At 33.4% G+C, this 13,485-nt stretch carries 10 protein-coding genes; 1 reads left to right on the top strand and 9 read right to left on the bottom strand.

The window, feature by feature from the left end; all coding sequences use genetic code 11:
• Positions 1-55 precede the first annotated feature (55 nt).
• The 9 genes from WC622_RS02085 to WC622_RS02045 all read right to left on the bottom strand — a co-directional run bounded on the left by WC622_RS02085 (position 56) and on the right by WC622_RS02045 (position 10,611).
• Complete coding sequence (locus WC622_RS02085) at positions 56-2,281, bottom strand: carboxy terminal-processing peptidase (RefSeq protein ID WP_372816808.1); 2,226 nt, start codon at positions 2,279-2,281, stop codon at positions 56-58.
• Positions 2,282-2,385: 104 nt separating this feature from the next.
• On the bottom strand, positions 2,386-2,613 hold the full coding sequence (locus WC622_RS02080; protein WP_372816806.1) for a response regulator transcription factor: 228 nt from the start codon (positions 2,611-2,613) through the stop codon (positions 2,386-2,388).
• A gap of 32 nt (positions 2,614-2,645) precedes the next feature.
• Positions 2,646-3,113, bottom strand: a complete 468-nt coding sequence (locus WC622_RS02075; protein ID WP_372816804.1) for a DUF6252 family protein — start codon at positions 3,111-3,113, stop codon at positions 2,646-2,648.
• A 95-nt stretch (positions 3,114-3,208) separates the two neighbouring features.
• Positions 3,209-3,844: a response regulator gene (locus tag WC622_RS02070; protein ID WP_372816802.1), complete on the bottom strand. Its 636-nt coding sequence runs from the start codon at positions 3,842-3,844 to the stop codon at positions 3,209-3,211.
• A 91-nt stretch (positions 3,845-3,935) separates the two neighbouring features.
• Entirely contained in the window at positions 3,936-6,188 is a 2,253-nt protein-coding gene (locus WC622_RS02065) for a tetratricopeptide repeat protein (protein WP_372816801.1), read from the bottom strand.
• A 108-nt stretch (positions 6,189-6,296) separates the two neighbouring features.
• Positions 6,297-8,093 carry a tetratricopeptide repeat protein gene (locus tag WC622_RS02060; protein WP_372816799.1) on the bottom strand — a complete coding sequence of 599 codons (1,797 nt, stop codon included), beginning with the start codon at positions 8,091-8,093 and terminating at the stop codon, positions 6,297-6,299.
• Between the two features lie 65 nt (positions 8,094-8,158).
• Positions 8,159-8,839, bottom strand: coding sequence for a hypothetical protein (locus tag WC622_RS02055; protein WP_372816797.1), 681 nt, complete (start codon positions 8,837-8,839; stop codon positions 8,159-8,161).
• A gap of 20 nt (positions 8,840-8,859) precedes the next feature.
• Complete coding sequence (locus tag WC622_RS02050) at positions 8,860-9,702, bottom strand: isoaspartyl peptidase/L-asparaginase (RefSeq protein ID WP_372816795.1); 843 nt, start codon at positions 9,700-9,702, stop codon at positions 8,860-8,862.
• A gap of 36 nt (positions 9,703-9,738) precedes the next feature.
• Positions 9,739-10,611 (bottom strand): cyanophycinase, encoded by an 873-nt coding sequence (locus WC622_RS02045; protein ID WP_372816793.1) that lies wholly within the window; start codon positions 10,609-10,611, stop codon positions 9,739-9,741.
• A 252-nt stretch (positions 10,612-10,863) separates the two neighbouring features.
• Here WC622_RS02045 and cphA point away from each other — a divergent pair, with 252 nt between their 5' ends.
• Positions 10,864-13,482 carry a cyanophycin synthetase gene (gene cphA / locus WC622_RS02040; protein ID WP_372816791.1) on the top strand — a complete coding sequence of 873 codons (2,619 nt, stop codon included), beginning with the start codon at positions 10,864-10,866 and terminating at the stop codon, positions 13,480-13,482.
• Positions 13,483-13,485: the final 3 nt, after the last annotated feature.

Below are 13,485 nucleotides of genomic sequence, written 5' to 3'. Positions count from 1 at the left end.
TAAAAAAGTCCAGGCAATAAACTCTGGACTTTTTTTGTATAAAATATTGTAACTTCTATTTATTAAAGTTTTGAGTTACACTAGCTGTTTTTGATCCATCAGTCATTTTCATTAAATCAACCATAATTTTCAAACTCTCATCTTCAATAAAATCATAAGCTTCTTCTTTTAAAGCTTTGTCTCCTTTTTTAACTGGAGCTAATCCTCTTGCAACTCTTATTTGATTTAAACGAGCCAACCCTTTTGTTTCCAATTGATCGCGTTCTGCTTTCAATTTAGCTTCATTTAATGTAATTGAGGTTTCGACATCACGTTTCTTAGATTCCGCAATATCATCTACTAATGCTTTATAATCTAAAGAAGCTGTCATTCTATCATTGTGTAGTTTTACCAAATTCGCTTTAATGCCAGTTAAATCTGAAACTGTTACGTAATTAGATGGTTTAATCATATCAAAAGGCAAAGCCGATGGTTCAGTATCTTCACCAATTTTATCCAAGGGATAAATTGATGGGAATGTAACATCAGGTATAACACCTTTATGCTGTGTGCTATTTCCATTTATACGGTAAAACTTGCCCATAGTTAAATTCAACTGACCAAGTTGGGGAATGCCATCCTTATCTACTATAGTTACACTTGTTGAACCAGGGTTTTGAATTTTTTGTCCTACAATTTTTGCTTTTGTAGCTGCTAAAACGGCCGCCATTTTTTGCAAAATCGTTGGATCAATCATTTCATTAAGATCAATTGTACGTTGAACAGTTCCTTTACCATAAGTTTGAGTGCCCATCACAATACCACGACCATAATCTTGTATTGCTCCTGCAAAAATCTCAGAAGCAGATGCACTTAACCTATCTACCATTACACCAAATGGCCCAGTCCAAGCAGCACCAGCATTTTTATCATCGTTAACTTTAATGGTGTTGTTAAATTCTCTTGTCTGTACAACTGGACCTTTATCAATAAACAATCCTGTTAAATCTATTGCCTCATTTAAAGAACCACCACCATTTGAACGTAAGTCCATTACAATGGCATCAACTTTATCCATGTTTTTTAAGGTGTCTATTAATAAACGTACATCACGAGTGGTGCTTTTATAATTTTTGTCACCTGCATTTGCTGCTTTAAAATCTGCATAAAAAGCTGGTACTTCAATAATTCCAATTTTATATGGTTTCCCATCAGATTGAATGGTTTTAACTGATTTTTTTGCAGATTGATCAGCCAAAATAATTTTATCTCTAACTAAGGTAACGATAATTGGTTTAGATGAGAGTTCTTGTCCACTTGGAATTACTTTTAATTTAACGGTAGTTCCTTTAGGCCCTTTGATTTTAGAAACTGTATTATCTATTCTCCACCCAACTACATCTTCAAATTCTCCATTTGCTCCTTGTGCTACCGCAATGATTTTATCACCAGCATTTAATTGCTTGCTTTTAAAAGCCGGACTTCCTGGAACAATGGTTACAATTTTAGTAACCTCATTTTCTAATTGTAAAGTTGCGCCAATTCCTTCAAGTGAGCGAGCCATTTCTTGATTGAAAACCTCAGCGTTTCTTGGATTAAAATAATTAGTGTGTGGATCAATAGCTTCTGTAAAAGAGTCCATCAAAATTTGAAACACATCTTGGTTATTGAATTTGGCAGCTTGGGATTTTAAACTTTGATAACGCTTGGTTAAAGTCTCTATGTTTTTTGCCTGATCTGTTCCTGCAATTTTAAGGTTTACCAACTCATATTTAACTCTTTTTTTCCAAATATCATCTAACGCAGTTGAGCTGCTTACCCACGGCATCTTCTCTCTATCATACACATAAGTATCATTTTGATTAAAATCATATTTGTTTTTTATTTGAGAGATAGAGTAGTCGATACGTTCGTTATATCTTTTTAAATAGACGTTGAAAATATAAAATGGCGCACTCAAGTCTCCAATTTTAAAGTCATCATCCAACGTGGTTCTATTTTTTTCGAACTCAGCAATATCACTTGCTAAAAAATAATACTTAGAAGGATCTAATGCTTTTATATATCTATCTAAAATTAGAGATGAAATAGAATCATTCAGCTTTATTTGTTTATAATTATAGCCCTCAATTAGTGAGACTACTTGCCTAAGCACCAAACTTTGCTGATCGTCTGGTTTAATATTTTGCACACCGTCAACCATTTTTTGAGGTTTAGGCGAAGCGCTACATGCCAACGCTGCGGCTGTAAACGTAATCATCAATACTCTTCTCAACATCTCTTTAACTATTTTAAAATTCATTCTTATAAAATCATTATCCAATATGATACCAATTTCTCAAATAAACAAAAAAGATACAGCTTTAAACTGTATCTTTTTTGTAAACTTTGTAAAGTTAAATAATTCTATGCTGAAATTAACTTGCTTTTAATAGCTAACATCACCAAACCAACAACACTTTTAACCTTTGTTTTTTTGAAGATGTTTTTGCGATGTGTTTCTACCGTTCGTTTACTTATCGCTAAATAAGATGCAATATCTTCATTGCTGTATTCCTGAGTTATAAGTTTAATAATTTCTACCTCCCGCCTGCTCAAAACATCAATTACTTTAGTACTTGCTTTCATATTCATAGCGGTTGGTTTTAAATCATTTCTTCATTTCCTTAAAAAGAAGCCGAAAACTTGCCGCTTCCTAAGCTACAATAAACAGCTGATGAGGTTGTGCCATCGAACATTTCTGCTAAGAAGGTTCCTTCAATTTTATCACTTGTTAATGAGGTGATAATAATATTCCCGCCACCACCATTTGTTGTTGCGTACGTTTTTCCGCCAGTTGTAAATGATGCTGTTCTTGTAGCTGTTGTTAAGTTGTAAGTGCCTGCTGCTGTCACGTTGTCTACTTTAATCACAAGATTTGTGCTATTTGCACCTATGGCAGTAATCGTGTAACTAGTTCCGGATTTTACTGCTGTAGCCGAAGTTGCTGTCCATGTTACAGCCGCTGCACTTCCAACTGTTAATGATGCACTTGCAGAACCTGCTGCTTTAACTGTTTGTTCTTCTTTTTTACAAGAAATAACTACTGTACTTAGCATTGCAAATGCTACAAGGAGGATTGTAAATTTTTTCATTTTTGATTTGTTTTATTAAACAAAAGTTGAAAAAAGTACTTCTCCCTACAATACCTTTACACGGGTATATTCATCTACCCAACAGCAGGTATAGCTTAAATTATTTTATGATCGTATGCGTATTTTAACAGCCCTACAATACTCTGTGTACACGTTTTTCTGAAAATATTTTTACGGTGTGTTTCTACAGTGCGTTCACTGATAAACAATAAATCCGCGATTTTTTTGTTGCTATGTTCGCATTCTATCAATCGAATAATTTCTACCTCTCTATTGGTTAAGTGAGATTCTTCGTCACTGTTTCTAAAAGATTTCATTAACTCACGAGTTACTTCTTCCCCAAAAAAAGTTTGACCTTTAGCCAATTTATCTAGTGCCTCTAGTAATTCTTGTTTTCCAGTGTTTTTAAGAATATATCCTGATATGCCTGCATCTACCATTTCTTTAATAACTTGTCGCTCGCCAAACATGGATAATGCAAGAACTTTAATATGTGGGTGCTTTTTCTTTACATTTCTTGTCAACTCTACACCAGACATTTCTGGCATATTGATATCGGTAAGAAGAATATTTACATTCAGTTCATCAAGCCGTCCCATAACTTCTTTGGGCTGATTACTACAGCCAACGATAGTATATTTTTCTTCGTTGTTAAGCAAAGACAGTAAACCATCAACTACCAATTGGTGATCGTCTACAATGAATAAATTTGTTGAGAGCTTATTTTCCATCAGTCTACTATTTTTTAATGTTGATGAAGCTATTATGCCTTATTTTAATAATACATGTTTTGAAAATAATACCGGTTTCCATCTTACTAATTTACAAAGGAATATGAATAGCGACAAGTGTTCCAGAACCAAGTTTAGATGAAAAATCTACGACACCTTTTAAGTACTCTACTCTACTCTGAATATTTTTTAAACCTATCCCTTCAAATTTTTCTAAGGATGTCGTATCAAATCCTTTTCCGTTGTCTTCAATCATAACATTAATTCCTTCATTATCTTTTGTGAGTTGAATATCTAGACTATTTGCTCCAGAATGCTTGATTACGTTATTAACCGTTTCTTGAATCACTCTATATAAAACAGTTTCCACATTTTGGTCTAACCGTTGTTGCAATCCGAATGTCTCTAAATTAATTTTCAGTTTACGGGCATCAATTTTATTAATGAAGTCTCTAACAGCATTAGCCAGGCCAGATTTTAACAATACATTCGGTGCCATTTGATGTGAAATTGACCTTACTTCTTTGCAACTTTCATCTACCAGATTCAAGGTTTTCTCGAACATTTTTTTGCCACTCTCATCTTTAAAGGTCAGATCATCTGTTAATGCAGAGAGATTCATTTTCACGGCAGAAAACATTTGTCCAAGTCCATCATGTAATTCACCAGAAATCCGTTTTCTCTCATTTTCTTCTGCATTTAAAACAGATTTGGCGGCTAAGTCTTGTTGTGTCAAAACTGCTTTTTGCAAACGAGTCTCTTGTTTTAATTTATATCGATTATATAACAAATAACCTAGCAGTATGGTGATGAGCAGAACACCAGCAATAACACTCAACAATATATTTCTTTTGAGTATCTCTAGTTTTTGAACATCATTTTGGATAGCAAGCAATTTTATTTGCTGTGTTTTTGCTTTAGTTTCTGCTTGTTTTTGAGTCAACAATGCCTTGTTCTTTTGTAATGATAAATTTTGAGATTCGATACGGAAATTATTCTTATCCAGTTCAAGGTTTTTATTTTCTATGACCAGCTTATTTTCATTTAGCTTCAAAACTTGAATCAAGTTTTGTTTATCCAATAATAGAATCTGCTGTTCTTTCTTTTGAGTTTGATAAATGGTATTTAATTCATTTATCTGCTTACTATTATTTTCATTTAATAAGCTATCTTTTATTGCAATAAATTGTTTCTGACTTTTAATGGCCTTATTTGGTTCACTAATTCTGATGAAATACTCAGTCATAGCTTCATAACCACTTCTTTTATCAATAGCTGATTTTTGATTGATTGCAAGTGCCAAACCTTTATCTAAATTAACCTTAGCTTGATCAATCTTATTCAATTTTAGCAACGTCTTTCCATATCCTATATAAGCAGCTGCTAGAGTTTTTTGCAGATTTATTGCTTCATGCAGATTTATTGCCTGAATAAAATCTTTAGCCGCCTGTTCGTATAGCCCTTCTTCAAAATAAAAATTAGCCAATTTTGATTGAAAGATTGCCAAAGAACGTTTGTCACCATATTTATCGGCCAGATTTATAGCCATTTTTTCATGTTCAATAGCCTTTGATGTGTTTTTCAGGCTAGCAAAATAAGTAGCATACAAATCATAACTTACGGCTATATTCCTACCATCATTTAATTCTTTGAACTTATCTAAAGATAAGTCCAAATATTTCTTTGCATTAACTAGGTCATTTTTTTGATTGTATAGCAATACCAATTGTTGATAAGAATGTGCCAATCCCATTTTATTATCGAGCTCTTCATCTATTTTCATTTGTTCGAAGATATAGCTAATAGCTTTTGCATTATTCCCTATATATCGATATACAAAAGCTAAATTCCCGTACCCTAATGATTGACCTTTCTTGTCATTATTCTTTTTACTAGTTGCTAATATCTCTTCATATTTTTGAATTGCATCATCGGTTTTACCTTGATCTATAAGTACATTAGCAATATTATTATTAGCTTGAGTAGCAAGTACATTATCTTCTATTATAACAGCAATTGCTCTAAACTTTTCAAAATTTGATAAGGACTCTACATAATTGCCTTTATAGTACATCATTTGCCCTAAATAATTATAGCCAGTAGCAAGTTCCTTATAAATTTTATGCTGAGTAGAAAAACTGATGGATTTATTGGCATATTGGATAGCACTATCCAAATTAGTATTAAAGTACGCCGATGAAAGCTTGTTAAGATTTTTAGCTTGTTCTGTTACTGAGGGTTTTTTAAGCGTTCTTTTTAAGCTATCCAAACCTCTTTGACGTTGGGCATTGACTTGACAGACTCCTGTAACGTAAAATAATATGAGGATGAGCGTAAATTTCATTGGGATGATTTAGCATTTCAAAATTACTTTTATTAGCAGCAACTCATATACCCACTAGCGGGTATTTTTAATATAAAAGATTGTGTTTTAAACATTTAGAACCTTTCCCTAAAAAGGGATAAAAATTGCAATGAGAGTTCCTTGACCGGGTGTTGAAGAAAAATCTAAAGTTCCATTCAGATAAATTACACGAGTAAGGATATTCTTTAGTCCAATACTTTCAAATTTTTCCAGTTGATTTGTATCAAAACCATTTCCATTATCTTCAATCATCACATTTATCCCTTCTTCATCTTTAGTTAATTGAATATCCAAGCTATTTGCTCCTGAATGTTTGATTACATTATTAACTGCCTCTTGTATTACACGATATAACACAATTTCAATATTTTGATCTAAACGATCTTGCAAACCAAACGTGCTTAAATTGACCTTTAGTTTTTTGACATCTATTTTGTCAATAAAATCTCGTATTGCACTTGTTAATCCTGCTTTTAGTAACACATTTGGCGCCATTTGATGCGAAATTACTCGAACTTCTTTACAGCTTTCATCTACCAAACTTAGAGTTTTATAGTACATTTTTTTGCCGTGCTCATCCTTAAATTCAAAATGATCTGCTAATGCTGATAAGTTTAATTTTACTGCCGAAAACATCTGACCAAGCCCATCGTGCAACTCACTAGCAATGCGTTTTCGCTCATTTTCTTCGGCATTTAAAACTGCTTTTGTAGCTAAATCTTGTTGAGCGATGACTTCATTTTGTAATCTAGCATTTTGCCTTAATTTAAATCGATTATACACTAAATAACCTATAACTAAGCTGAATAAAAAGCCTACGGATATCACTATGATAATTCCCTCACGTTGTGTTAACTTCAGTTTTTGGATTGCACTTTCTTTATTTAAAAGATCAATTTTTTGCTGTTTTTTCTCCGTGTCGTATCGTGTTTGTAATTCGTTTATCTGATTGCTTTTAGCAACACTAAATATTGAATCTTTTACAGCCACATACTTTTTATGTGCTTCATAAGCTTGTGCGAAATCCTTTTTATGTTCGTAAATTTCTGAAAGCACTAAATAGCCTTGCTGCAACATGTCAGGATAATTTATTTTCTTGCAAAAGAAAATAGCTTGCTTGGCATAATTTATCGCTAGATTAAAATCTTTTTTATCTCTATTAATTTCCGCTAATTCAATTAGACAAACTGCAATACCATAATTATCTTTCAATTCTTTTCGAAGTGATAAGCTTTTTTGTAGGTATTTATTAGCAGAATCATAATTTTTCATTAACCCAAACACGTAACCAATATATTCTAAGCTGTAAGACTCACCCAGTTTGTCTTTGGCCTTTTGATAATAAAATAATGCTTTTTTATATTGTTTTAAAGCAGTTGAGAATTTGCCATCCTGCTCATAAACCAAGCCAATATTATTATGTGAATTCGCTATTTGAGTATCATTGCTAATGATTATTGACTCATTCATAGCTCGAGTATAATAAAGCAGTGCTTTTTTAAGGTCTTTGTTTTTCTTAAATAGCGTACCAATTTCATTGCAAATTGCCGCTATCTGCTCATGTAAATTATTTTTTTCAGCAATTGTTAAAGCATGGAGATAAATTGCTAATGCTTGATCGTGTTTTCCTTTAAAATAAGCAATATTCCCTTCAATAAGTTCTGCTGTAATAATTGAATAATTGTCATTTGTTTTTATTGCATTATTTTTTACCTGTACTAAAAGTGATGAAGCTAATTCTGGTTTAGCCCTGAAGCTATTTTTAGCAGAATCTAATAGTTTATTTTGCTGGGCAATTGCGGGCAACGACAAAATCAACACTCCTAGTACTGTTGTAATAGAAATGAAAATCTTTTTTAATAAATATGGTTTTTCAGGAGACACAAAACAAAGTTCGACTAATAAGCTAATAATCAAATACCCTATTCTACTGATTTTGAAAGAATTTCCTATTTCTTAATACTTTGCTTCTCCGCGATAGCAGCTCTACTACTTTTAATCTGCTGCGCAAATTGAGTGATTTTTGCATTTTTCGCAAGCAATTCAGCTCTGTCTACATCCTTAATAGCTAGGCTATATTCTTTCTTTTTAATTTTAACTAAAGCAATACCTAATACCGAATCGATATAAGAGGTTTTGTTTTTAAGCTGTTGCGCTAACATACCCTGTTGGGTATAAAACCATAATGATTGGGTAAGTTTATTAGCTGCAAAGTAAATTTTTCCAAGTTGATTATACGATGCCATTTGACCAGATTTACTGCCAATACGCGAATATGTTTTTAATGCCGCATTAAGTATAACTTGCTCTGCTTCAGTATAATGTAAAAGCAATAAGTGTACATTACTCATTCTAAGTAAAGATGCACCATAACGGCTAAACTTCTTGTCGTTATTATATTCAAATGCAGCTTTACCAAATAAAATTAAAGCCTCATTTAAATCACCACGACGCTCATTACGATCTGCATCTTCAAAAAATTCATCGGCAGTAGTTTCCTCCACATTTGATACCGAAATATTAATTGCGGATATCGGTTGAGGAGTATCTTGAGGCCCTGAATTAACATTTTGTGCATTTGATATAGAAACCAAAAACAAACAAACAAGCGTTAAACAGATTTTATTCATCCTATAAAGATATATAAAATTTAGTTAAACACCTGTAAACTACCATCAAAAGATGCCCAAACCATATAAGGGTGAGAATCGCAATGATAAATTTCCTCTTTGGCTGATATTCCAACTACGCCTGCAAATCCATCAAATGGTTTCAATTCTGCAAAAGATTTATCGCAAGCAGCTTTTAAAGTAAAGCCATCGGTTACGCGGGTTACAATTTTAGCAGCTAATGCGCCACTTACAATATCTTCGCCTACACATGTACAGGAAATCCCTGCAAAATTAGTTGCGAAATTACCAGCTATCGTTGCGGAATCGCTAACACGACAAGGAATTTCAAAACCTTTTCCGCCAGTTGATGTTGCAGCAGCTAAATTTCCAGCCACATCTAAGGCTACACAGCCCACAGTTCCTTTTCTTTCTTGTTGATTTAATTTTGCTTCGTATTCCGCTTGTCTTTGAGCGGTTATTGGATTAAAATAATCAAAACCATTATTTCTAGCAAAAGCTAAAGCTCCTTCTCCACTTAATACACGATCATCATAATCCAATAATTTCTGAGCAACTTCAATCGGATTTTTAACATCTTCTAAATTAATAACTCCGCTAAATTTTTGGGTTTTACCATCCATTAACGACGCACTTAATCTCACTTTACCATCACTTTGTATTTGAGAACCAATACCCGCATTAAAAAGTTCGTTATTTTCCAATAAACTTGTAGCGTACACAACCGTTTCTAGTGCTGTATGTGTCGCTAAAAAATGATAAGCTTTTTCTACAATTTCAGCTAAAGCATCTTGCTTCGCTCTTTTTGTTTCTTGATTGGTAGAAGATTCGCTAAAAAACCCACCATGTATGATTACTTTCATCTAGTATAGAATAGTATTTAGATAAAAAATAGCTAATTATTCTGTTGGAACAACTTTAGGATGCTGAATAACTAATTGATGATTTGTCAAATCATACATATCTCCATCACACATTACGTGTACAATCATGTTTTTTATAGAAACCGGTTGCCCCATTTCAACATCAGTTAAATTCGTATCTGCCATGTAACGACCATCAACCAAAATTACCATGCCTGAGCCAATGGCTTCCATACTATGTTCATTAATATATAAACCAGTATCTTCACCTAACCCAATTCCTAATATCCCTGGATTACTTGCTACTGCATACAACAAACGGCCAATCCTACCTCTTTGTACAAAATGCGTATCAACAATTACATCATCAATAAATCCTAATCCTCCAGTTATTTTAACTTCTCCTTTTAATAAAGCATCTTTACTACTTCCTTGATAAATCATGTTTTTAGAACTAGCAGCAGCTCCAGCAGATGTACCTGCAATTACTATTTCAGTGTTTTGATATTTATCTAGTAAAATACGGTGAATTTCTGTTCCACCAAAAATAGATGATAACCGTAATTGATCTCCACCCGTAAAAATAATTACATCGGCTTTTTTAACGCGTTCTGCGTATTCAACTCTATTTGCTTCTTCTCTACTTCCAATATTAAGTACACCAACATCATGAACATCTAATTGAGCAAAAGCTTTAATGTATTCTTCACCAACTCGTTCTGGAATTAAAGATGCTGTCGTCATAATTTCAAACCGAGAATCATTTCCTTTAACAGATTCAGTAGTTATTCTTTTTAAAATTCCACGCTCAAAAAAGTTCATGTTCTGTGGCAGTCCGAACTGTGTTTCGGCAAAACTTCCAGTATTTATTGCACCGCCAATTATTATTAATTTCCCTTTTGGAGCCATCTTATTGTTTAGGTTTTCGCTAAAATTCAAATATATACCATTAGCCTAATAATTAACATTATTTTTATCAATATTATACTTTTAATTAACATTTAAACTGGTTTTCGTTTATTTCCTCAATTGAATAAAAACGATTGCAAAATTTAACTGTAGATAAAGGTTAATTTGAAAAAAAATTTATACTTTAATTTTTTCTTTGAAATTATACCCTCAATTCGTAACGCTCTTTACCACGACTTAAAATAAACAACAATGAAAATACTAGGCATACAAGTGCTACGAGGACCAAATATTTGGTCTGTTAACCGAAAAAAATTAATCCAAATGCGTTTAGATTTGGAGGAATTAGAGCAACGACCAACCAATACAATCGATGGTTTTAGGGAGCGAATAGAAAAACTAATTCCTACCCTACAATCTCATCGTTGTTCTAAAGCAGCACCTGGTGGATTTTTATTGCGTGTGGAAGAAGGCACATGGATGGGGCATGTAATAGAACACATTGCGCTAGAAATACAAACTTTAGCTGGTATGGATACTGGCTTTGGCAGAACTCGTCAGACCAAAACTGAAGGTATTTATAATGTTGTTTTTAGTTATTTAGAAGAAAAAGCTGGTGTTTATGCCGCAGAATCTGCAGTTCGCATAGCGGAAGCATTAATTGATAATAAAGAATATGATTTGGAGCATGATATTCAGCGCATGCGTGAATTACGAGAATCAGAACGTTTAGGCCCAAGTACAGGTTCTATAGTTGATGAAGCAATTGCAAGAGATATTCCATGGATTAGATTAAACAAAAGTTCCTTGGTACAATTAGGTTATGGCAAAAATCAAGTTCGTTTTAGAGCCACCATGACTGAAAGAACAAGTAGTATTGCTGTTGATATTGCGGGTAATAAAGATGAAACTAAACGCTTATTAAGTGATGCAGCAATTCCAGTTGCAAAAGGCGTAACTGCCTCTACCTTAGAAGATGTATATGATGCCATAAAAAGAGTGGGCTTCCCTTTGGTTTTTAAACCTTTAGATGGAAATCATGGTAAAGGGGCAACTATTAATGTGAAAAATGAAGAAGAGGCAATTGCTGCTTTTCATTATGCTAAAGAATATTCACGACGGATTATTGTAGAAAGTTTTATTACCGGACATGACTTTAGAGTTTTGGTAATCGATCATAAAATGGTAGCAGCAGCTTTACGTGTACCTGCTCATGTAAAAGGTGATGGAAAACTTACAATTCAGCAATTAATTGACAAAGAAAATGAAGATCCACGACGTGGTTATGGACATGAAAATGTTTTAACTGAAATTACAGTAGATCGTGATACTTTAGATCTTTTAGATAAGAAAGCATATACTTTAGAAACTGTAGCTCCAAAAGGAGAAATTGTATATTTAAAATCTACGGCTAATTTAAGTACTGGCGGAACTTCCATTGATGTTACAGATCAAGTGCACCCTCAAAATGTTTTTAATTGTGAACGTATTTCAAGAATAGTTGGCTTGGACATTTGTGGTATCGATATTATGGCGCAGAATTTAACTGAGCCTTTAACTGAAAATGGCGGTGTTGTTTTAGAAGTAAATGCAGCACCAGGCTTTAGAATGCACTTAGCACCAAGCGAAGGTTTACCACGTAATGTTGCGGCTCCTGTTATCGATATGTTGTATCCTCCAGGAAAATCTGCTCGTATTCCAATTATTGCGGTAACCGGAACTAATGGGAAAACTACAACTACACGTTTAATTGCGCACATTGTGAAAAATAATGGTAGTAGAGTTGGCTTTACAACTTCTGATGGAATTTATGTGCAAAATACCTTGTTAATGAAAGGTGATACTACTGGTCCGTTTAGTGCAGAATTTATTTTAAAAGACCCTACCGTAGAAGTTGCGGTATTAGAAACTGCCAGAGGAGGAATATTACGTGCAGGGTTGGGTTTTAATAAATGTGATATTGGCGTAGTTACTAATATACAGGAAGATCATTTAGGTATTTCTGACATTGATACTTTAGATGATTTAACCCGTGTAAAAGCGGTAATTATTGGCGCAGTAAAAAGAAGTGGCTGGGCAGTTTTAAATGCTGACAATTCATATTGTTTGAAGATTGCCGCTAGTGCAGATTGTAATATCGCCTACTTTAGTATGGATGAAAAAAATCCAGTCATAAAAGAACATTGCAAAAAAGGCGGCATTGCAGCGATTTACGAAAACGGTTATGTAACTATTAAAAAGGGCGACTGGAAGATTCGTGTAGAAAAAGCCACACATATTCCCTTAACGTTTAATGCTTCTGTCGATTTTATGATACAGAACGTTTTAGCTGCTACACTTACTACTTTTTTGTGGGGCTATAAAACTGAGGACATTAGAACATCTTTAGAAACTTTTATTCCATCGGCGGCACATACGCCTGGAAGGATGAATATTTTTAAATTTAAAGACTTTAAAGTGCTAGTAGATTTCGCACATAATCCGGATGGATTTAATGGTATTAAAGATTATTTACAAACTGTTGAAGCAACAGAACACGTAGGTGTAATATCTGGAACTGGGGATAGAAGAGATGAAGACATTATCGAAACAGCTCGTATTGCAGCTAAAATGTTCGATAAAGTAGTGATATGTCAGGAGAAATATCTTCGAGGACGTAAACAACAAGAATTGATTGATTTGTTATTAGTTGGACTGAAAGAGATTAAGCCAAATATTCCAATTGAAATTAATAACAATGGAGAAGATTGCATGAAAAATCTAATTGCTACAGCTAAATCTGGTTCATTTATTACCATTTTAAGTGACACAATTGATGATGCCATTCATAAAGCAACTTATTATTTAGATAAAGAATTGGATAAAAAATAAGCG

The organism is Pedobacter sp., assembly GCF_041662865.1.
GTDB lineage: Bacteria > Bacteroidota > Bacteroidia > Sphingobacteriales > Sphingobacteriaceae > Pedobacter.
Note: the sequence above shows the minus strand (reverse complement) of the source record. Positions and strands in the feature narration are given on the sequence as shown.

Coding starts and splice junctions, on each gene's coding strand:
- WC622_RS02085 (WP_372816808.1), bottom strand. CDS start 2,281: ATGAATTTTAAAATAGTTAAAGAGATGTTGAGAAGAGTATTGATGATT.
- WC622_RS02080 (WP_372816806.1), bottom strand. CDS start 2,613: ATGAATATGAAAGCAAGTACTAAAGTAATTGATGTTTTGAGCAGGCGG.
- WC622_RS02075 (WP_372816804.1), bottom strand. CDS start 3,113: ATGAAAAAATTTACAATCCTCCTTGTAGCATTTGCAATGCTAAGTACA.
- WC622_RS02070 (WP_372816802.1), bottom strand. CDS start 3,844: ATGGAAAATAAGCTCTCAACAAATTTATTCATTGTAGACGATCACCAA.
- WC622_RS02065 (WP_372816801.1), bottom strand. CDS start 6,188: ATGAAATTTACGCTCATCCTCATATTATTTTACGTTACAGGAGTCTGT.
- WC622_RS02055 (WP_372816797.1), bottom strand. CDS start 8,839: ATGAATAAAATCTGTTTAACGCTTGTTTGTTTGTTTTTGGTTTCTATA.
- WC622_RS02050 (WP_372816795.1), bottom strand. CDS start 9,702: ATGAAAGTAATCATACATGGTGGGTTTTTTAGCGAATCTTCTACCAAT.
- WC622_RS02045 (WP_372816793.1), bottom strand. CDS start 10,611: ATGGCTCCAAAAGGGAAATTAATAATAATTGGCGGTGCAATAAATACT.
- cphA (WP_372816791.1), top strand. CDS start 10,864: ATGAAAATACTAGGCATACAAGTGCTACGAGGACCAAATATTTGGTCT.